Below are 20,773 nucleotides of genomic sequence, written 5' to 3' on the forward strand. Positions count from 1 at the left end.
CGCACCCGCAACGGCCGCTACGTGGACGGCCTGCCCGACGACGACCCGGTACTTGCCGAGTACGACTCGTTCGGCCGGTTGTTGCGCCGCGCCATCGACCCGGACCCCCGGCGGCGATTCGCCAGCGCCGAGGAGATGTCCGCGCAGCTGATGGGGGTGTTGCGGGAGGTGGTCGCGGCCGACACCGGGGTGCCGCGACCCGGCCTGTCCACCATCTTCAGCCCGAGCCGCTCCACCTTCGGGGTGGACCTGCTGGTCGCCCACACCGACGTTTACCTGGACGGACAGGTGCATTCGGAGAAGCTGACCGCCAAGGAGATCGTCACCGCGTTGTCGGTCCCCCTGGTCGATCCGGCTGACGTGGCCGCACCGGTGCTGCAGGCCACCGTCTTGTCCCAGCCGGTGCAGACGCTGGATTCGCTGCGGGCGGCGCGCCACGGTTCGCTGGACGCCGACGGCGCCGACGTCTCGGAGTCGGTGGAACTGCCGCTGATGGAAGTCCGGGCCCTGCTGGACCTCGGCGATGTCAGCAAAGCCACGCGCAAGCTCAACGACCTCGCCGCGCGGGTCGGCTGGCGGTGGCGGCTGGTCTGGTACCGGGCCGTGTCCGAGCTGCTCACCGGCGACTATGACTCGGCCATCAAGGACTTCACCGACGTGCTGGACACCTTCCCGGGCGAGCTGGCCCCCAAGCTGGCGCTGGCCGCCACCGCTGAACTGGCCGGCAAACCGGACGAGCAGAAGTTCTACCGGACGGTGTGGAACACCAACGACGGCGTGATCTCGGCCGCTTTCGGATTGGCGAGATCGCTGTCCGCGCAAGGTGATCGGAGTGGGGCGGTGCAGACGCTCGATGAAGTACCGCCCACCTCGCGGCACTTCACCACCGCGCGGCTGACCAGCGCGGTGACGCTGCTGTCCGGGCGGTCGCAGAACGAGATCACCGAGGAGCAGATCCGCGATGCGGCGCGCCGGGTGGAGGCGCTGCCGGCCACCGAACCCCGCGTGTTGCAGATCCGCGCGCTGGTGCTCGGCGGCGCGATGGACTGGCTGCAGGACAACGAGGCGAGCACCAACCACATCCTGGGTTTTCCGTTCACCGACCACGGCCTGCGGTTGGGTGTCGAGGCGTCGCTGCGCAACCTCGCCCGCGTCGCGCCCACCCAGCGGCACCGGTACACGCTGGTGGATATGGCCAACAAGGTGCGGCCCATCAGTACTTTCTGAAGCCCGGGCGCCGAGCGTGAACCCTGGGCGCCGGGTGTGAACCCTGGGCGGGAATTCGCCGGCCGGAATCCCGCCCTCCGCTCACTTTCAAAACCACTGTTGCACAACGGACGCCACCAGCTCACACCCAACGCTGTAGCTCCGAATCCGGCGCAGGCCACCCGCGCTCTACCATCGCCACCCGCACTCGCCGAGTAATGCTCGCCGGGCGGTCCTCGGCGACTACCCGCACCATCAGCCAACCCTGCTGCTGAACGTCCTCCAGTCGGTGGATGTCGTAGACGTAGCGCCCCCGCACGGTCTGATGGTGCATGCCCTCGTATTCGACGCCGACCTTGAACTTCTCCCACCCGACGTCGATGTGAGCGAACGGAATCCCGTTGGCGCCCAATACGGGTATCTGGGTCTGCGGCCGGGGAAACCCGGCTTCGATCAGCAGCATCCGTAGATAGCTCTCCCTGGGCGACTGCGCACCCGCGTCGACGAGTTCGAGCGCCGTCTCCAACCGTCGCAGGCCCGGCGACCCGGGGTGCCGTTGCGCGATGTCCAGGACATCGTCGACCGTGAAAGACGTCGCGGCAGCCAGTGCGTCCAACCGCGCGACCGCCGAATGCAGGGCGCCACCCCGACCGATGTCGAAGGCGGTGCGCGCCGCGGTGGTGACGAAGCGGCCGTCGATCAGCTGCACCTCACCCTCCAGCAGCCGGCACCGCCGAGTCACGACACCGCGCGGTGGCCGGGAGTTGTTGCAGACCAGTTCGATTGGCACGGCACGCGGAACCCACCCGGCACCGTGCAACCCTGCCGCGGCCGCACCCGCGATGACGGCGGTACCTTTCGCCCATAGCCAGGCCGCCGCAATGCGCTGCTCAAACGAAGGTTCGCCGGCCGCAGGCAGATAGATTCCGGGCAGCACCGCCCGGTATCGCGTGCGCAATTGATGACGGTTCAACACTCCGCGCTGCAGCGCGTCGCTGCCGACGAATGGTTCCTGCACGCCGCGAAGAATCGCACGACCGGCGCATCCCCCGAATACGTTGATCCACAGCTGCTCCGCAGGCGGGCACCGCCCACGTCTATCCGTTCAGCAGGCCGATGCAGTCGCGCGCAATCGCCAACTCCTCGTCGGTCGGCACCACCAGCACCGCGATCCGCGAACCGTCGGCGGAGATCCGCCGCGCGCCGCTCCCGGTCGTGTTGCGCTCGTCGTCCAGCTCGATCCCCAACTCGCCGAGTCCGGCCAGCGCCTCCCGGCGCACTACCGCGTCGTGCTCGCCGATCCCGGCGGTGAAGCTGATGACATCGCAGTGCCCGAGCACCGCCAGATAGGCACCGATGTATTTGCGCAGTCGGTGGATGAACACGTCGTAGGCCAATTTTGCTGCGGCATCGCCGGATTCGATCATGGACCGCAGCCGGCGGAAGTCGCGTTCGCCCGCCAGGCCCTGCACCCCGGACTGCTTGTTCAGCATGGTTTCGATCTCCTCGACACCGAGGTCCGCCGCGCGCCACAGATAGCTGAACACGCCCGGATCGATATCACCGCTGCGGGTGCCCATCACCAGGCCCTCCAGCGGGGTCAGGCCCATCGATGTCTCGACCGGCCGGCCGCCCACCACCGCCGAAGCGGACGCGCCGTTACCCAGATGCAGCACGATCTGGTTCACATCGGACCACGGCCGGCCCAGGAACTCAGCGGCCTGCCGGCTGACGAATTCGTGTGAGGTGCCGTGGAATCCGTACCGGCGGATCTGCCACCTCTCGGCCAGCTCGCGGTCGATCGCATAGGTCTGCGCCGCCGCGGGCAGTTCGTGGAAGAAGGCGGTGTCGAACACGGCGACGTGCGGCACGTCCGGTAGCAGTTTGCGGGCCACCCCGATACCCGCCAGCGCGGGCGGGTTGTGCAGCGGAGCCAGCGGCGAAAGTTTCTTCAGCTCCGCGATCACCTGGTCGTCGAGCCGCGTCGGCTCGTGAAACCGGTTGCCGCCGTGCACAACCCGATGACCGACCGCGACCAGCCCACAGTCGTGCAGGTCGATTCCGTCGTCGTCCAGCATGTCGAAGGCACGACGCAGCGCAGCTTCGTGGTCGGGGACTTCGGCGGATTTCTCCCCGATCTGTTCGACGACGCCGGCGGCCCGGGAGACCCCGGAGTCGGGATCGACGAGCTGGAACTTCAGCGAGGAGGATCCGGAGTTGATCACCAACACCGACCGGTCACTCATCGCTGCCCCTGCCCCTGAATCGCCGTGATTGCCACGGTGTTGACGATGTCTTCGACCAGCGCACCCCGGGACAGGTCGTTGACCGGCTTGCGCAGGCCCTGCAGCACCGGGCCGATCGCGATGGCGCCCGCGGAGCGCTGGACCGCCTTGTAGGTGTTGTTGCCGGTGTTGAGGTCCGGGAAGATCAGCACCGTGGCGCGACCGGCCACCGGCGAGTCGCGCATCTTGGTCGCCGCGACCGACGGGTCCACCGCGGCGTCGTATTGGATCGGGCCCTCGACCAACAGCTCCGGTTCTCGGGAGCGCACCAATTCCGTTGCAGCCCTGACTTTTTCCACGTCTGCGCCAGAGCCGGAGTCACCGGTGGAGTAGGACAGCAAGGCCACCCGCGGGTCGATGCCGAACTGGGCTGCGGTGCGCGCCGAGCTGATGGCGATGTCGGCCAGCTGCTCGGGTGTCGGGTTGGGGACGATCGCGCAGTCTCCGTAGGCCAGCACCTTGTCCGGCAGACACATCAGGAAGATGCTGGACACGGTCGACACGTCCGGCACCGTGCGGATGATCTCCAGCGCCGGACGGACGGTGTGCGCCGTCGTGTGCACCGCGCCGGACACCATGCCGTCGACCATGTCGTGATACACCAGCATGGTGCCGAAATACGTTGCGTCATTCATGATTTCGCGTGCCTGCTCCAGGGTGACGCCCTTGGCCTCGCGCAACTCGGCGTACTTCTCGGCGAACTGCTCGTGCAGGTCGCTGGTGCGTGGGTCGATCACCTGCGCATCGTCGAGGCTGACGCCGAGTTCGGCGGCGCGCCCCCGGACCTGCCCCTCGTCGCCCAGGATCGTCAGCTCGGCGACCGAGCGCTGCAGCAGGCGTCCCGCAGAGCGCAGGATCCGGTCGTCCTCGCCCTCGGGCAGCACGATGCGCTTGCGGTCGGCTCGGGCCCGCTCCTGCAACTGGTGGGTGAACATCTGCGGCGTGGTGACCGTCGGGATGGGCAGGGCGAGTTGCTCGAGCAGATCGGTGACGTCGACGTGGCGGTGCATCATCGCCAGCGCGGTGTCGATCTTGCGCTGCGAGGCGACGGTGACCCGCCCGCGTGCCGAACCCGCCGCGCTGGCGGTGTCGTACGTGCCGAGCTTGGTGGCGATGATCGGCAGTCGCAGCTTCAGGCCGGCCACCAGCGCCGCGATCGAGGGGTGCAGGTCGAAGCCACCGTTGAGCACGATGCACGACAACGACGGAAAGCCTTCGGCCGCATGGGCACTCGCAACGGCGAGCACCACGTCCGAGCGGTCACCGGGGGTGATGACCGCCATGCCGTCGCGCAGCCGCTCCAGCACGTGGTCTGCCGTCATTCCGGCCACCATCACCCCGGTCACCTCGCGCTGGGCCAGCTGTTCGTCGCCGCGCACCGGCGTCCCGCGCACGGCGGTGGTGAGCTCGGCCACCGTCGGCGCGGCCAGCAGCGGCTCCTCGGGCAGCACGTAGCTGCGCGGGGTGAACCGCCGCAGCGCGTCCGACACCGCCGCCAGCTCGGCCGGATCGCAGCGGTTGGCCACCACCGCCGCGGTGTGCGCGCGCTGCGCGGACAGCTCGGCCAGACACACCTCGACGACGGCGGCGATCTCGGCAGGTGTGCGCCCCTTGCCGCGTACCGCAAGCAACACCGGGGCACCGAGATTCACGGCGATGCGCGCGTTGACGGAAAGCTCGGCCGGACTCGCCACGTCGGAGTAGTCACTGCCCACGATCACCACGACGTCGCATTTCGCGGCCATCGCGTGGTAGGTGTCGACGATGGTGGCGATGGCGGCGTCGCCGTCCTCATGCAGCTGCTGGTAGGTGACGCCGGCGCATTGTTCGTACGGCAGTCCCGCACTGCTGTGCGCCAGCAACAGCTCCAGGATGTAGTCCCGGCCGGCCTCGGCGCGCGTGATCGGCCGGAACACACCAACTTTGGCGACGGTGGCCGCCAACCGGTGAATCAGTCCGAGCGCGATCGTCGACTTACCGGTCTCCGACTCGGGCGCCGCGATGTAGATCGCCCTCGACGCGGTGTCAGCCAAGTTTGCGCAGCCTGGGCGCGAGGTCCTTGTCGAACAGCTCCAGGAAGCGGCGCTGGTCGTGACCGGGAGCGTGGAAAACCAGGTGATTGAGACCCCAGTCCACGTAGTCCTTGACCTTGGCGACGGCCTCGTCGGGGTCCGAGGCCACGATCCAACGCTTGGCGATCTGCTCGATCGGCAGTGCGTCGGCGGCCTTCTCCATCTCGATCGGGTCGTCGATGCTGTGCTTCTGCTCGGCGGACAACGACAGCGGCGCCCAGAAGCGGGTGTTCTCGCGGGCCAACTCCGGGTCGGTGTCGTAGGAGATCTTGATCTCGATCATCTTGTCGATGTCGTCGAGGTTGCGGTCGTTGATCTGCGCGCCTTCTTTGACGGCCGGGATCAGCTTCTCGGTGTAGAGCTCCTCGCCTTTTCCAGAGGTGCAGATGAAACCGTCGCCGGCGCGTCCGGCGTACTTGGCCACCGCCGGGCCGCCGGCGGCGATGTACACCGGGACGCCGCCCTCGGGTACGTCGTAGATCGAGGCGCCTTTGGTGCGGTAGTACTCGCCGTCGAAGTCGACGCGATCCCCGCGCCACAACTCGCGCATCAGCCGCACCGATTCCCGCAGCCGCGCGAACCGCTCTTTGAACTCCGGCCAGTCGCCCTCGTACCCGGTGGCGATCTCGTTGAGCGCTTCCCCGGTGCCGACGCCGAGGAACACGCGGCCGGGGTATAGGCACGCCATGGTCGCGAACGCCTGCGCGATGACGGCCGGGTTATACCGGAAGGTGGGGGTGAGCACCGAGGTGCCCAACTGCAGCCGCTCGGTGCGCTCGCCGACGGCGGTCATCCAGGCCAGCGAGAACGGGGCGTGCCCGCCCTTGTGCCGCCACGGCTGGAAATGGTCGCTGACGGTGGCGCTGTCCATGCCGTGCGCCTCGGCGAGAACGGCGAGTTCGACGAGCTCTCGGGGTGCGAATTGTTCGGCGGACGCCTTGTATCCGAGTTTCAGTTCAGCCACTAGTTCTTTCTACTCCTGACGGTCGCGACCCGCTGCGCCCGGCATCGCCGGGCTTGCGATCGCTCCTAGACTCACGACCATGACGGAGCTGGTGCAGATCACCGACAAGGTCCACCTCGCCCAGGGTCCCGCGGTCAACTGGACACTGGTCGCCGACGACACCGGCGTCATGTTGATCGATGCCGGTTACCCCGCCGACCGGGCGGAGGTGCTGGCCTCGCTGCGCAGGCTGGGCTACGAACCCGCCGACCTGCGCGCAATCCTGCTCACCCACGCCCACATCGACCATCTGGGCAGCGCGATCTGGTTCGCGCGCGAGCACGGCACCCCGGTGTACTGCCATGCCGACGAGGTCGGTCATGCGAAGCGCGAATACCTGGAGCAGGTGTCGATACCCGCGCTGGCTTTACGGTTGTGGCGGCCCCGCTGGGCGGTGTGGACCGCGCATGTGGTGCGCAGCGGTGGCCTGATTCGTGCGGGCATCCCGACTGCCAGGCCGCTGACGGCCGACATCGCCGCCGGGCTGCCGGGTCGCCCGGCAGCGGTCTTCAGTCCCGGCCACACGAACGGCCACTGCTCGTATCTGGTCGACGGCGTCCTGGCCAGTGGTGACGCGCTGGTCACCGGGCATCCGCTGCTCCCGCACGACGGCCCCCAGTTGTTGCCGGCGATCTTCAGCTACAGCCAGCAGGAGTGCATCCGCACCCTGTCCGCGCTGGCCCGGGTGGAGTCCGAGCTGCTCGCCCCCGGTCATGGCCCGCTGTGGCGCGGCCCGATCCGCGAGGCGACCGATGCCGCGCTGCGCAAAGCGGGCTAATCGGCCAGCTGCTCGCGCAGCGTCACGCCGGTGTATTCGGTGCGGTAGGCGCCGCGCTCCTGCAGTAGCGGCACCACCCGGTCGACGAACTCGTCGAGGCCGTGCGGGGTGAGGTGCGGCACCAGGATGAATCCGTCGCAGGCGTCGGCCTGCACGTAGCGGTCGATCTCGTCGGCGATATGCGTTGCGGTGCCGACGAATTGCTCACGGCTGGTCACCGCGATGATCAGTTCGCGGATCAACAGGCCGTCGGCAGCGGCCCGCTCCCGCCAGCGACGTGCCACCGCGACCGGGTCGCCGTGCCGGACGCGCCCCTGGGAGATGTCGCTGTCGACGACGGGATCGACGTCGGGCAGCGGACCGTCCGGGTCGTAGTCGGAGAGTTCGCGGCCCCACACCTGCTCCAGCATCGCGATTGCGGTGGCGCCGCTGACCTGTTGGTGGCGGATGTGGTGAGCCTTATCGCGGGCGTCGTCGTCGGAGTCACCGAGCACGAACGTCGCGGCCGGAAAAACCTTGAGCTCGTCCGGGTTTCGGCCTTGCTTGCGGGCCCGGTCTTTGACGTCGAGGTAGTAGCGCCGGCCGTCGTCCAGGGAGCCGTGCAGGGTGAACAGTGCGTCGGCATGGCGGGCACCGAAGTTGCGGCCTTCATCGGAGTCGCCGGCCTGCAGCAGCACCGGATGCCCCTGCGGGCCGGCGGGCAGTGTCGCGAACCCCGTTACGTCGAAGTGGGATCCGGTGAATTCGACGCTGTGGATTTTGTCCGGATCGACGTAGGCGCCGTCGCGGCGCACCACCGCATCCGGGGCCCAGCTGTCCCAGAATTTGCGGGCCACGGTGACGAATTCCTCCGCCCGAGCGTAGCGCTCGGAGTGCGCCAGGAAACCGCCGCGGCGAAAGTTGGCCCCGGTGAACGCATCTGAGGAAGTCACGATGTTCCAGCCGGCCCGTCCCCCGGACAGGTGATCCAGGGTGGCGAATTGCCTTGCCACTTCGAATGGTTCGTTGAAGGTGGTGTTGATGGTTCCGGTCAGGCCGATTCGTTCGGTGACACCGGCCAGTGCCGCCAGCAGGGTGAACGTGTCCGGCCGGCCGACCACGTCCAGGTCGTAGATCTGCCCGCGATGTTCGCGCAACCGCAACCCTTCGGCCAGGAAGAAGAAGTCGAACAGACCGCGTTCGGCGGTGCGGGCCAGGTGCACGAACGAGTCGAAGTCGATCTGGCTTCCGGACGCGGGATCGCTCCACACGGTGGTGTTGTTGACGCCGGGAAAATGCGCGGCCAGATGAATGGGCTTGCGACTCATGGCGTCAGCCCCCAGCGTCGGGCGATCAGTTCGTGGGACCGCAACCGGTCTTCGTGCCGGTGGGTGACCGAGGTGACGACGAGTTCGTCGGCGCCGGTCACCCGCTGCAGTGCCGCCAGGCGTTCGGCGACCTCGTCTGGGTTGCCGACGAATTGTGTTGCGAGCCGATCCTTAACCAGGTCGAACTGCGCTGCGGTGAGCGTTGGCAGGTGGTCCGATTCCGGGTAGGGCATGGCGCCCACCCCGGTGCGGATGGAGTACACCCAATGCCCGTAGCCGGCCGCCAGCCGCTGCGCGGTCTCGGTGTCGTCGGCAACCACGATATCGGCCGAGACCACCACATACGGCTTGTCCAGTGCCGCCGACGGCACGAACGTTTCGCGGTAAGCCTCGATGGCCTCCAGCGCGGTGGCCGGCGTGATGTGGTAGCTGGCGACGAACGGCAATCCCAACGCGCCGGCGACGCGCGCGCTCTGCCCCCGGGTGCTGCCGAAGACCCACGGCCGCAGGCCGCTGCCCTCGCCGGGCACCGCGTGCACGTCGAACCCGCCGGCGCGGTAGCTTCCGTCCAGCAGCGCGAGAATGTCGTGGATCTGCTCGGCGAAGTCCGGCGAAATCGCTTCGGGCTGCTGCAGGATCGCCATGGTGGCCTGCAGCCGGTCGACATCGAGCAGTCCGCGCAGATCGAACGGGGTGGGGATCACGACGCCGTCAGTCTCATGCCAGACGCGCGGGGGCCGCGGCTGCCGGGGGCGCTTCGGTTTGCCTTCGTCGGAGCGACGTTGCCCGGACCGGCCGACGCCGAGATCGATGCGACCCGGGTAGAACGCATCGAGCATGCCGAAGTTCTCGACGACCGCGACCGCGGTGGTGTAGCCCAGCTGGACCGCCGCCGCGCCCACCCGAATCGTGTTGGTGGCAGCGGCAATCTGGCCGATCAGCACCGCCGGCGACGAACTGGCGACGCTGACGAAATGATGCTCGGCGACCCAGTAGCGGCGAAAGCCCCACCGCTCGGCCCGCTGCGCCAGGTCGATGGTGTTGCGCAGCGCGGTGGCTGCATCGCTGCCGGCGCTGATCGGCGCCAGGTCCAGGATCGAGAGCGGAATCATGTTGTCAGACCGATCCTTTCGCGCAGGGATTCGCCGTCGCGGTAGTGGGTGCGGAACCGGTCGGCGCGCTGCAGCAGCGGCACCACCTCGTCGACGATCACCGCCAGGTCGGTGGCATGCACCGCCGGGCGCAGTCGCACGCCGTCGAAACCCAGGCGCTGCCAGCCGAGCAACATGTTTACCAGTTCGGCCGGAGTGCCCGACCAGACCCAGGTATCCGAGCGGAAATCGTTCTGGCCGTGAAACGAAACCACAATGTCGGCAAAGACTTTCAGGTGTGCGCCGATGCCACGCACCTCATCGTGCAGTGCGCCCGCGGCGGCGTCGTCGCTGGGCGTGACGAACACGACATCGGCGGTAGCGGCCGCGAACTCATAGACGGGGGTCGCGTGGGCCAGCACGGCCACCACCGGCTGTCCCTGCGGCGGGCGCGGTGTGATCGAGGGCCCCTTGACCGAGAAGTACTTGCCGGTGAAGTCGATGTAGTGCAACTTGTCCCGGTCGATGAAACGACCGGTGGCCACGTCGCGGATCACCGCGTCGTCCTCCCAGCTGTCCCACAACCGGCGCACCACTTCGACGTAGTCGCGCGCCTCGTCGAACAGCTCATCGGGGTTGATGCTGCGTCGGCCGAACAGTGCCGCCTCGTGCGCGGTGCCGCTGACCCGCGGTTGCCAGCCCGCCCGCCCGCGGGACACAAAATCAAGGGTGGCAATGGCTTTGGAGATGTGGAACGGCTCGGTGTGGGTGACGGTGGCGACCGGGATCAGGCCGATGTGTCGGGTGGCCGGGGCGATCCGGGCGGCGGTCAGCACCGCGTCACCGCGTCCGGTCAGCCGGTCGGGATGGATACGGGAGCTGCGCCCGATCTGCGGCATCAGTGTGTCGTCGATGGTGAGGAAATCGAGCAAGCCGCGTTCGGCGGTGACAGCGAGATCGGCCCAGTAGCCACCGCTGAGCACCGAACGCGATTCGGCGACCAGCGCCCACGCCTGCGGGTGCCAGCCATACCCGTCGAGCGCAACCCCCAGGTGCAGGGTCACTGCAACGCCTTCAAGAAGGCGATCGGGAGTACCGGCCCGCGCGTCGGCAGCGGCTCGGACAGCTGGGTGTAGCCCAGCGAGCGGTACAACTGCACGGCCTCTGGCTGACGGTCGCCGGTGACCAGATACACGCGGCGGTAACCGCTGGCCGCGATGTCGGCCTCCAGCGCAGCCACCAGCGCGGCCGCATACCCTCGGCGGCGGTGGTCGCGGTGCGTCCAGACCCGTTTGATCTCGGCGGTCTGATCGTCGTAACGACAGAACGCGCCCCCGGTCACCGACCGGCCGTCCACCAGGCCGACGAGCATGCCGCCGTCCGGGGCGGCGAACTCCCCGGCCGGCCCGTCGACCAGCCAGTTCCGGATCAGCGGGCGTTCCATCCCGTACCGAACCGAGTACTCGTCGGCCAACTCCTCCAGCAGCGGCTGCGCGTGCGGATCGTCGAGCGTGACCGGCACGAAGCGCAGCCCGGGGCGGGTTGAGGGGGTGGGCATCACGTAACTGTCTAACGCTTGTCGCGAGAAAGCATTCCGGTGAGATATCGGGGGCTGGCCGCGACATCGCGCGGACTCATCCGTCGGCGTCCCGCAAAGCCGCCGGCGGCGAGCAGCTCGAGGATGCTGCGATCGTTGACCACCCAGCGATGCGCCGCCAGGTTCTCCGGGACCGAGCGGAATTCGGCTGTGTAGGTCAATTTGGTCAGGTCGACATCCAGACCCTGATCACGCCACTGGTCGATGAACGCCCGCCCCTCGGTGAGCTGGACGGGGGTCCAGGGCAGATGGTCCGCGGCGAACCAGCTGCCCGGGGCGCTGACCTCACTGGCCTCGCGCAGCAACCGGTCCTGCGCGTGCGGCGGCAGATAGCCCACGAGCAGGTTCTCGGCGACCCAGACAGTGCGCTGGGCCGGGTCGAAGCCGGCGCGGCACAGCGCCGTCAGCCAGTCGCAGCGCAGATCGACGCCCAGCGCGCGCCGGTGCGCGGCCAGCTTGACGCCCATGTCGCGCAGTACTTTCCCCCCGAACTCGACCACGTCGGGCTGGTCGAGTTCGTACAGCGTGGTCCCCGGTGGCCACCACAGCCGGTACGCGCGAGTGTCCAGACCCGAGCCCAGGTTCACCACCTGGCGGATGCCGGCCCGCGCCGCGCCGGTGAGGAACTCGTCCAGGAACCGGCCGTGTATCGCGAGGACACTGATCATCCCGGACATCACCGGGTCGCCGCCGTCGGCCGCGTACTGCTCGTCCCCGATCAACCGGATGAAGTACTCCACCCCGGCGGCGCGGACCAGCGGCTCAGCGAACGGATCGTTGATCAACCCCTTGTTGGTGGCCACCGCCCGAGCGGTCGCCCCGAACGTCGCGGTCATCCCGACGCCGGTCGCCGGATCCCAGGTGTCGTTGTCCTCGCGTACCACGTGTCGGACCTGTCAGCCGCGACGACGTGCGACCGATTGGACGGCGGCCCGCCATCCGAGCAGCAACACCGCGGTCACCGTCGAGGCGACCGCCACGAAGGCCAGGGCCACACTGGCCGAACTTGCCTTGCGCAACAACATCCCGACCAGCACGGTCGACACCCAGACGAGCACCCCGGTGGGCGCCACCTCGGTAGGCCGCCGCCAGGCCCGGGCCACCAGCCAGCCCAGCACCGTCCCACTCAGAAACGGCCACGCCGTGCCGGCCAGGCCGCTGACGGTGACGCCTTCGTCGTGGCTGCGCCGGCCGAGGGCGCAGAAAACAAGCACGGCCACGACGTCAATGCCCAGCCAGACGGGCCCCCGCCGCGGTTGCATGCAGCGAGACTACCGGTCCCGGGCAGGATTGAGGCATGAACACCGACGCGCCGCCGACCTTTGATCCCACCGACCCGCTGGGGCTGGACGCATCCCTGTCCAGCGACGAGATAGCCGTGCGGGACACGGTCCGCGCATTCTGCGCCGAGCACGTGACCCCGCACGTGGCCGGGTGGTTCGAGGACGGCGACCTGCCGGTGGCGCGGGAACTGGCCAAGCAGTTCGGCGAATTGGGCCTGCTGGGGATGCACCTGGACGGTTACGGCTGTGGCGGGGCGTCGGCGGTGCACTACGGGCTGGCCTGCCTGGAACTGGAAGCGGCCGACTCCGGCATCCGGTCGCTGGTGTCGGTGCAGGGGTCGCTGGCGATGTTCGCGATCTGGAACAACGGCTCGGAGGAGCAGAAGCAACAGTGGTTGCCCGGCATGGCGGCCGGGGAGCTGATCGGCTGTTTCGGGTTGACCGAACCCGATGCCGGCTCCGACCCGGCCGCGATGAAGACCCGGGCGCGCCGCGACGGGTCGGACTGGGTGCTCAACGGCCGCAAGATGTGGATCACCAACGGCTCGATCGCTGACGTCGCGGTGGTGTGGGCCGCCACCGACGACGGGATTCGCGGGTTCTTGGTGCCGGCCGAGACCCGCGGTTTCTCCGCCAACACCATCCACCACAAGTTGTCGCTGCGCGCCTCGATCACCAGCGAGCTGGTGCTGGACGACGTGCGGTTGCCGGCGTCGGCGATGCTGCCCGACGCCACCGGGTTGAAGGGCCCGCTGGCATGTCTGTCGGAGGCGCGGTACGGGATTGTGTGGGGCTCGATGGGTGCGGCCCGCTCGGCGTGGCAGGCCGCGCTGGACTATGCCCTGCAACGCACTCAGTTCGACCGGCCGATTGCCGGATTCCAGCTGACGCAGGCAAAGTTGGTCGACATGGCGGTGGAATTGCACAAGGGGCAGTTGCTGTCGCTGCACCTGGGCCGGCTCAAGGACAGTGTGGGTCTGCGGCCCGATCAGGTGAGCTTCGGCAAGCTGAACAACACCCGAGAGGCCATCGAGATCTGCCGGACAGCGCGAACGATATTGGGCGGCAACGGCATATCGCTGGAGTACCCGGTGATCCGGCACATGGTGAACCTGGAGTCGGTGCTGACCTACGAGGGCACCCCCGAGATGCACCAGCTGGTCCTGGGCCAGGCGTTCACCGGTCTGGGAGCATTCCGATGATGGTCGCGTTTCGCGTTCTGATTGCCGTTGCGTTGTCGCTGGCTTTGGCGCCGGCAGCGCACGCCGATGCCGCGCTGCCCCCGATGACGTCCACCGGCAGCGGCCCCGTGGTGGGTGGCGGCGCCAACGCGGCAATCGCGCAGCAGCTCTTCAGCTTTCGCGATGCCAACATCCAAGAGGTCGACGGCTCCGACGCAGCCCAATTCATCACGGCCGCAGCCGGTGTCGCGAATCGCGACGTTGCGACGGTGTTCCAGCCTTTGCAGCGGGCGTTGGGGTGCCAGGTGAACGGGACCGGGTTCGGAGCACGCGCCTACCGCCGCAACGACGGGCAATGGGGTGGCGGCATGCTGGTCATCGCCAAGAGTGGCGTCACCAATATCGAAGCCCTGACAGCGTGCGCAAAGTCGAGTTGGCGCCGGGCGACGGTAGGCACGCCGACGTCGATGTGCAACAGCGGGTGGAGTTATCCCCCGTACAGCGACATCAAGCGCGGCGAGGGTTATTTCGTGCTGCTGGCCGGAACCAACTCGGATTTCTGCTCTGGTCCGAACGCGAACTTCCGGACGAACGCGAGTTCCTGGCCCACCTAGAACGGTGGGGGGTCGTCGTCTGGGTTGGGTGGTGGGTTGTCCTCGGTCCACCAGCCGGTGACCACTGCTTGGCGGGCTTGGGTGCGGGCTTGGTGGTTCTGGCGTCGTTCGGCGGCGACGCGGGCGGTGCGGTTTTGCGCGCGGGTGCGGCGGCGTTTGGGCATCATCGCGGCCCGGTCGCCGCAGTGGTCGTTTGGCGGTGTGGTGTCGGGGGTGGGCATTCCCCCGACCGGAGCGCACAAGCTGGGGAACAGCAGCGCGCTGCCGGGGGTGGTGACATAGATGTCCCCGGCGGGGGAGGTGAGTATCAGGGTGGCGTCGGCGAGTTGTGTGTCGGTCCAGCCCCAGAACGTCTTTACCAGATGATGCTGGCGGCAGTAGCACTTGAGGTTGGCGGCGTGGGTGGGACCACCCTGGCTGTAGGGGATGCTGTGATCGAGGTCGCAATCGGTGGCGGGGACGTCGCAGCCGGGCCAGCGGCAAGTCAGGTCTCGGGCGCGGACGAAGTCGGCCAGGATTTTGGACGGTGTGTAGCGGGGTTCGGGGTCGCAGCAGCCCGGGTGTGTCAGCGGTGTCAGCGTGGCTGTCTGGGCCAGTTCTCGCAGTAGTTCCGCGGTGACGAGTCCCTCAGCGCCGATCTGTACGGCCGGGGCGTCGTTGTGGCCGGTGAGAGTGGCGTGCTCGGCGATGAGATGGATCACCGCCGGGGAAGCCGGTTTGCGGTCGGCGGCGGTGCAGTCCGGCCGCGCGCAGCGACAGCTCAGCCGGTCGGCGCCGGCGGCTAACGCGCCGACCGCGTCGGCGCGGCGTTGTTCACGGGTGCGCGGGTCGTGCGGGCAGACGGTGGCCGCCAGTTTCGTCAGCCGGCTGTCCAGGGCGTGCGCATCCGTGCTGGCTAACTGCCCTCGAATCTCACAGATCCCGTCGCAGTCGTCGCCGATCGAGATGTCGCGATCCTGGCGGCGTTTCTTGCGGCGCCGCACGGCGTCGATGTCGATGCGGGTCACGATTTTGTCGACTTGGGCTGACAGCCGCCAGGTGCTCAGGGAGGGCCAGCGCAGGATCTGGGCCGCGACCAGTGCATCAACCCGGGCGAGCACCTGTGGTTCCACGATCAAATCGGTGCGAGAGACGACGGTGGTGAACGCCGAGATGTCGATGTCCCCGCTGCAGAACAACGCCGCAGTGCGGGGCAGGCGTTCGCGCATCGCGCGGGCGTAGTGGACCTTGCCCGCGGCCCAGGACTGGCTGATCTTGAGGCCCGCTGCGACCTCGGCGGCCACGGCTGCCATGGTGTCCATCGCCCAGTCTTCGGTGTCAGCACTGCGCGAAAGCCGGTAGCTGAACAATTCCCCGATCGCCATCAACTGCGCAGCCTCGCCCTGGTTGGCCACCCGACCCGACTCCTGGATACGACTCATCCAACTCGTGGCCGCCGGAGTGGTCGCTATCAGGCCCTCCCGGTGCGCGAACGCCGCCCCCATCGACCGGTCAAAGCGCGCCAACTTCTCCGCGGCGGTAACCTCCGATTGGGCGTATTCGCACATATGTTCGATAGTAGCACAGATCGGCCCTGGTGTAGCGGCCCGCGTCCAGCTAACGTCAACGCCTATGAAAGGCGTGGTCGCAGCTGCCGTCGCAATCGCGGCCGGTACCGTCCTGGCAACCCCGGCCACCGCCGATCCGGGCAGCCAACCCGTCCCCAACATGGCGGACAATGCCGTCCTGGGCCAGCCGTGCTACTCGAACACCGGGCGCTACATCTTCGGCTGGGACGCCAATGGCAAAGTTCTCAGATGCAGATCCGGAGTGTGGGCGAACGCCGGGACACTGCTCGGAGTGCGGCAAATCGGGGCGAAGTGCGTCGCGGAAGTTCACACCGCGTTCCCCGACGACACCGGTGGCCCCGTCGCTGCCCAATCGCCCGACGGCGTCGCGCTGTTCTGCGCCTATCCGACCGACTCCTGGGAACCGAACCGTTCCTGACTACGCTTTCGGCGCATGAAAGCTGTCGTGGTCGGCGCCGGGATCGCAGGGCTCGCGGTCGCCAACGGACTGCAACAGGCGGGATGGGACACGACCGTGCTGGAACGGTCGTCCGATTCCCAACCGCCGCGGGCCGGATTGTCCTTGTTCGGCAACGGGTTTCGCGCGCTGGACCAACTCGGTCTCGGCCCGGCCGTCCGGGCGATCTGCGCCGACGCGCCCCCGTACACCCGGTCCGGAATCCGCAAGCCGAACGGCCGCTTCCTGGTCACCTTCGCCCCGGCCACGTATGCGAACCTGCGCGCCGTGGACCGCACCGAATTGCACGCCACCCTGTTCGCCGGCCTCGCCGCGGGCACGGTGCAGTGGGGTCATCGGGTCGCCGCGGTCACCGACGGCGCCGTGCACACCGACCACGGCGACGTGACCGCCGGCGCCGACCTGGTCATCGGAGCCGACGGGATCCGCAGCCGCGTGCGCGCCAGCCTGCCGCAGGACCGTCCCACCCGCCGCAGCGGCTACGGCGTGTGGCGGGCGATCACGTCCCGGCCGGTAACCGTCGAGGCCGGCGGGGAAACGTGGGGCGCCGGGCAGAGATTCGGCCTGGTTCCACTCAAAGACGGCCGGGTGTACTGGTTCGGCGTGGTGGCCAGCGCCCGCAACGAAACCGGTGTCGCTGCGCTGCAGGAGATCCGGGCCCGGTTCGGTGGCTGGCACGAGCCCATCGCCGAGCTGCTCGACGCGACAGATCCCGAAGCCGTTCACTACACCCACAGCGAGGAACTCGAGGGCCCCCTGAGGTCTTACGTGCACCGCAACACCGTGCTGATCGGTGACGCGGCGCACGCGATGTCGCCGAACCTCGGCCAAGGCGCCAATCAGGCCCTGGAGGACGCCGCCACGCTGTGCGCCCTGATCACCAGGCACCGCGACCTGAGCGCGGCGTTACGGGAGTACGACCGGGTGCGCCGCCCGCGCACCCAGCGCATTGCGCGGGAATCACGCGGCATCGGCGTCGCCGGCCAGTGGGGTCATCCGCTGCTGGTCTGGGCGCGCGAGACAGGCCTGACCCTGGCGCCGAACTGGATTTTCAGCCGTCGCACCAGCCGGCTGCAGGAATGGGAAACGCCCGCGTAAGAAATTGACGGTGTGTAAGGTTAGCCTGTCCTGCACTCAGTCTGTGCACCGCTAGCGCCCAGGGGCTTTCTCATGCTGATCGAGATCACTGCTGTGAGCAGGACTTATCAGCGGGGTCAGGAGCTGGTCAAAGCGGTCGACGATGTCACCCTGTCGTTGGGCAACGAGAAGCTGGTCGCCATCACCGGACAGTCCGGGTCGGGCAAGAGCACCCTATTGCACCTGATCGGCGGGATCGACCGCCCCGACCAGGGTTCGATCAAGGTCGACGGCGAAGAACTGTCCCAGAAGAGCGACGACGAACAGTCCGAGTACCGCCGGCGCAAGGTCTCCTTCATCTTTCAGTTCTTCAACCTGCTGCCCACCCTGACCGCCTGGGAGAACGTGGCGATGCCCCGGGTGCTCGACGGGTCGTCGATGAAGCTCGCCCGCCGGGACGCCTGCGAGTTGCTGGAGATGGTCGGCCTCGGCGACCGCATCGACCACAAGCCTTCGCAGCTTTCCGGTGGCCAGATGCAGCGCGTCGCCATCGCCCGCGCGCTGATCATGAAGCCGGGCGTGGTGCTGGCCGACGAGCCGACCGGGAACCTGGACTCAGAGTCCGGCAAGAACATTCTTACGCTGCTCCGCAAAATCGCCGACGACGGCGACTGCTCGGTGATCATGGTCACGCACGACCCGTCGATCGCGGCCGCCGCCGATCGCGAAATCGTCATGCGCGACGGCAAAGTCGTCGAAGACCCATGATCGCCCCCGCCGTCCGGTTCAGGCTGCTCAATCTGCGCTACGCGATCGCGCACTGGAAGCGATCGCTGAGCTGCGTGGCAGCCGTGATGATCGCGACCGCGCTGCTGGTGGCCATCGCCGGCATCTACACCTCGATGACCGAATCGGTGGCGACGATGGCCGAAGACCTCTACGGCAGAGCCGCTTTCGAGGTCACCGGTGCCGCCGACAGCGGAATGCCCGAATCGTTGGTCGCCGAGTTGCGCAGCGTCGACGGGGTGGCCGCTGCCGAACCGATCGTGAAGGCGACAGTCAACGCTCCGCGTTCCGGCACCACGCTTTTGGGGGTCAGCCCCAGCATCCGGGTGCTGGACAACAGGGTGGGCAACGAGCTGGTGCAGCAGGCCGACAAGGACAAGCTGGCCGGCGGGGCGATCGCCGGCCCGGGCCTGGGCACGGGCCCCGGCGGATCGGTGGAAGTCAACAACACCCGCGTCAACGTGGTGTTCGTACCCACGGGTGAGCTTGCCGAGAAATACAACGCGGGCGATTACCTGATCGTCCCGTTGCCGTTGGCGCAGCAGCTGTTACATCAGCCCGGTCGGGTGAGTTCGGTGTTCGTGGTGGCCAAGCCCGGGGTCGATCTGAGATCCCTGGGTGCCGATCTGGTGCGGGTGGTCGACCACCGTGCGGTGGTCGCCGAACCGCAGTTCCGGGTCGCCCAGACCGACAACTCCGTCTCGCTCACCCGCGACACCCTGCTGCTGGTCGGATCGATCGCGCTGGTAGTGGCGATGTTCATCGTCTTCAACACCATGAATATGGCTGTGGTGCAACGTCGTCCGATGATCGCCACGCTGCGGGCCCTGGGCGCCGAGCGGGGGCAACTGGCCAGGGACCTGCTGCTCGAGGTGTCCCTGCTGGGGCTACTCGGCGGCCTGCTGGGGGCACCGCTGGGCGCGGCCATGAGCTACCTCGCAATCAAGCGGCTGCCGCCGCTGATGCTGCAGTCCGTCGACGTCAAGCCAGACTATTTCTTTCCCGGCACCGCGATCGCGGTGGTGGTGACGGTGGGCGTCGTCGCTTGCGTCTTGGGCGCCGCCTGGCCGGCGATGGTGGTGTTCCGGGCGTCACCCATCGCGGCGATGCGGCCGGTGGAACTGGAGAGCCTGGGCACCGACCGGACCCGACCGCACTGGCTCGGGGTGGTGGTCGGTGCGCTGCTGATGTTCGCGGCGTTCTTCATCGCGCTGCGGTTGCACGACGAAAAGACTTTCGCCGGAGGCATTTTGGTGCTGGTCGCGGTGCTGACCCTGTGCTGGGCGCTGGGGCCGACGCTGGTGGCGCTGGCCAGCCGGATCGCGGCGCTGATGGGGCCGAGCGGGCAGGTCAGCAGGTCGACGATGACGGCGGCCGCCAAACGCACCTGGGCGAGTCTGATGATCGTCACAATCGCGGTGGCGCTGGGCAGCGTGACCAGCGGGGTGCTGACCGACGTGGTCGACTCCACCGGTAACGCCTTCTCCTCCCTCGCCGGTGCGGACATGTACCTGTCCGCGGCGTCCAAGGAAGTGGTGCCGATCAGCCCGCTGATCCCGAAGGGAACAGACGAACAGGTGCGGGCGATCCCGGGCGTCGTCGCCGTCCGGCCGGTCCAGTACGCCTTCGTCAACGTCGGCAGCGACCGGGTTCTGGTGGTGGGATCCGACCCGCAGACAGTGACGCCCGCCTTCGCCGCCATGCCGCCGTCGGTGCGGGCCGAGGTCGAAGCCGGTGCGGGTGTGGTGGTCTCCCGGCAGCTGGCCCGGCACCTGCACCGTGGGGTCGGGGACCAGCTGACGTTGAGCACCCCGTCCGGTGAGCAGACCGTGCAGATCCTCGGCATCGTGGACTACCTCACCACTGAACGCGGCATGATCGCGATGTCGCTGACGCACATGAAGACGTGGTTCCAGCGCGACGGTGCCACCTACCTGGAAGTCCACGTCGACAACCCGGCGAACGCGCCCGCCGCGTTGGACCAGCTCGAAAAGCTCGCTGCGGCAACGGGTTTGTATGCGTTCAGTGGGCAGGACGCCGTCGACTCGGGCAAAGGCGCGGTCGCCCAGATCGGGTCGCTGGCGGTGTTCGTGCAGTGGATCGTGGCGCTGTTGGCGGCGATGGCGCTGTTCAACGCGTTCATGATCTCGGTGATCGAACGCACACGGGAGATCGGCGTGCTGCGCGCGATGGGGGCCTCGCGCAACTACATCACTAAGTCGATCCTGGTCGAATCGACCAGCATCGCGCTACTGGGCGGCGTGATCGGGATGCTGACCAGCGTGGTGGTGCACCGGCTGGGCACCCTGATCATGAGTTCGGTCACCGCCATCACGGTGCGGTATTCGTTCTCGCCGCTGGACTTACTCACCGTCGCAGTGGCGGTGATTCTTTGTTGGAGCGGGGCTTTGCTCCCCGCGTCTCGCGCCGCGAAATCGACAATCGTGGACGCATTGGAAGTGGAGTAG

At 68.0% G+C, this 20,773-nt stretch carries 19 protein-coding genes; 8 read left to right on the top strand and 11 right to left on the bottom strand.

Translation table 11 applies throughout. The annotated features are described in order from the left end of the window. The coding region (locus AC5Y6Y_RS22570; RefSeq protein ID WP_499930445.1) for a tetratricopeptide repeat protein at positions 1–1,227 on the top strand (1,227 nt) is incomplete at its 5' end. A 121-nt stretch (positions 1,228–1,348) separates the two neighbouring features. Here AC5Y6Y_RS22570 and AC5Y6Y_RS22575 read toward each other — a convergent pair. The 4 genes from AC5Y6Y_RS22575 to fgd all read right to left on the bottom strand — a co-directional run bounded on the left by AC5Y6Y_RS22575 (position 1,349) and on the right by fgd (position 6,527). Then, positions 1,349–2,224 (bottom strand): putative endonuclease domain-containing protein, encoded by an 876-nt coding sequence (locus tag AC5Y6Y_RS22575; protein ID WP_473139453.1) that lies wholly within the window; start codon positions 2,222–2,224, stop codon positions 1,349–1,351. A gap of 79 nt (positions 2,225–2,303) precedes the next feature. Beyond that, the gene (locus AC5Y6Y_RS22580; protein ID WP_473139454.1) at positions 2,304–3,452 is read right to left on the bottom strand and encodes an acetate kinase; all 1,149 of its coding nucleotides are present in this window, start codon (positions 3,450–3,452) and stop codon (positions 2,304–2,306) included. Continuing rightward, positions 3,449–5,524: a phosphate acetyltransferase gene (pta, locus tag AC5Y6Y_RS22585; protein ID WP_473139455.1), complete on the bottom strand. Its 2,076-nt coding sequence runs from the start codon at positions 5,522–5,524 to the stop codon at positions 3,449–3,451. Before pta ends, AC5Y6Y_RS22580 begins: the two co-directional genes overlap by 4 nt. Beyond that, positions 5,517–6,527: a glucose-6-phosphate dehydrogenase (coenzyme-F420) gene (gene fgd, locus AC5Y6Y_RS22590; protein ID WP_463825550.1), complete on the bottom strand. Its 1,011-nt coding sequence runs from the start codon at positions 6,525–6,527 to the stop codon at positions 5,517–5,519. The genes pta and fgd overlap by 8 nt, the downstream gene beginning before the upstream one ends. 79 nt (positions 6,528–6,606) lie before the next feature. Here fgd and AC5Y6Y_RS22595 point away from each other — a divergent pair, with 79 nt between their 5' ends. After that, positions 6,607–7,344, top strand: a complete 738-nt coding sequence (locus AC5Y6Y_RS22595) for an MBL fold metallo-hydrolase (RefSeq protein ID WP_473139456.1) — start codon at positions 6,607–6,609, stop codon at positions 7,342–7,344. On the opposite strand, the gene AC5Y6Y_RS22600 is transcribed toward AC5Y6Y_RS22595, so the two are convergent. From AC5Y6Y_RS22600 to AC5Y6Y_RS22625, 6 genes are read right to left on the bottom strand one after another with little or no spacing between them, the layout of a single operon-like run. Continuing rightward, positions 7,341–8,651, bottom strand: coding sequence for an NtaA/DmoA family FMN-dependent monooxygenase (locus tag AC5Y6Y_RS22600; protein WP_499930449.1), 1,311 nt, complete (start codon positions 8,649–8,651; stop codon positions 7,341–7,343). The genes AC5Y6Y_RS22595 and AC5Y6Y_RS22600 overlap by 4 nt on opposite strands. Beyond that, positions 8,648–9,763, bottom strand: a complete 1,116-nt coding sequence (locus AC5Y6Y_RS22605) for an LLM class flavin-dependent oxidoreductase (RefSeq protein WP_473139458.1) — start codon at positions 9,761–9,763, stop codon at positions 8,648–8,650. Before AC5Y6Y_RS22605 ends, AC5Y6Y_RS22600 begins: the two co-directional genes overlap by 4 nt. Beyond that, complete coding sequence (locus tag AC5Y6Y_RS22610; protein WP_473139459.1) at positions 9,760–10,806, bottom strand: LLM class flavin-dependent oxidoreductase; 1,047 nt, start codon at positions 10,804–10,806, stop codon at positions 9,760–9,762. The genes AC5Y6Y_RS22605 and AC5Y6Y_RS22610 overlap by 4 nt, the downstream gene beginning before the upstream one ends. Beyond that, entirely contained in the window at positions 10,803–11,300 is a 498-nt protein-coding gene (locus AC5Y6Y_RS22615) for a GNAT family N-acetyltransferase (RefSeq protein ID WP_473139460.1), read from the bottom strand. The genes AC5Y6Y_RS22610 and AC5Y6Y_RS22615 overlap by 4 nt, the downstream gene beginning before the upstream one ends. A gap of 11 nt (positions 11,301–11,311) precedes the next feature. Beyond that, a complete protein-coding gene (locus tag AC5Y6Y_RS22620) occupies positions 11,312–12,175 on the bottom strand; it encodes an SAM-dependent methyltransferase (RefSeq protein ID WP_473139510.1) in 864 nt (287 codons plus the stop codon). A 60-nt stretch (positions 12,176–12,235) separates the two neighbouring features. Next, a complete protein-coding gene (locus AC5Y6Y_RS22625; protein WP_463825544.1) occupies positions 12,236–12,601 on the bottom strand; it encodes a DUF3054 domain-containing protein in 366 nt (121 codons plus the stop codon). 35 nt (positions 12,602–12,636) lie between these two features. On the opposite strand from AC5Y6Y_RS22625, the gene AC5Y6Y_RS22630 reads away from it, so the two are divergent. After that, positions 12,637–13,824, top strand: coding sequence for an acyl-CoA dehydrogenase (locus AC5Y6Y_RS22630; protein ID WP_463825543.1), 1,188 nt, complete (start codon positions 12,637–12,639; stop codon positions 13,822–13,824). Then, positions 13,821–14,417 carry a hypothetical protein gene (locus AC5Y6Y_RS22635; RefSeq protein WP_473139461.1) on the top strand — a complete coding sequence of 199 codons (597 nt, stop codon included), beginning with the start codon at positions 13,821–13,823 and terminating at the stop codon, positions 14,415–14,417. Before AC5Y6Y_RS22630 ends, AC5Y6Y_RS22635 begins: the two co-directional genes overlap by 4 nt. Here the strand turns inward: AC5Y6Y_RS22635 and AC5Y6Y_RS22640 are convergent. Next, entirely contained in the window at positions 14,414–15,964 is a 1,551-nt protein-coding gene (locus AC5Y6Y_RS22640) for an HNH endonuclease signature motif containing protein (protein ID WP_473139462.1), read from the bottom strand. The two genes, AC5Y6Y_RS22635 and AC5Y6Y_RS22640, sit on opposite strands and share 4 nt — an antisense overlap. 64 nt (positions 15,965–16,028) lie before the next feature. Between AC5Y6Y_RS22640 and AC5Y6Y_RS22645 the strand changes: the two genes are divergently transcribed. The 4 genes from AC5Y6Y_RS22645 (at position 16,029) to AC5Y6Y_RS22660 (ending at position 20,773) form a co-directional block, all read left to right on the top strand. Continuing rightward, entirely contained in the window at positions 16,029–16,403 is a 375-nt protein-coding gene (locus AC5Y6Y_RS22645) for a hypothetical protein (RefSeq protein WP_473139463.1), read from the top strand. A 15-nt stretch (positions 16,404–16,418) separates the two neighbouring features. Continuing rightward, positions 16,419–17,540, top strand: a complete 1,122-nt coding sequence (locus tag AC5Y6Y_RS22650) for an FAD-dependent monooxygenase (protein WP_473139464.1) — start codon at positions 16,419–16,421, stop codon at positions 17,538–17,540. 72 nt (positions 17,541–17,612) lie between these two features. Further along, a complete protein-coding gene (locus tag AC5Y6Y_RS22655; RefSeq protein ID WP_473139465.1) occupies positions 17,613–18,287 on the top strand; it encodes an ABC transporter ATP-binding protein in 675 nt (224 codons plus the stop codon). After that, positions 18,284–20,773, top strand: a complete 2,490-nt coding sequence (locus AC5Y6Y_RS22660) for an ABC transporter permease (protein ID WP_473139466.1) — start codon at positions 18,284–18,286, stop codon at positions 20,771–20,773. The genes AC5Y6Y_RS22655 and AC5Y6Y_RS22660 overlap by 4 nt, the downstream gene beginning before the upstream one ends.

It is taken from the genome of Mycobacterium sp. NGS24, assembly GCF_059813065.1.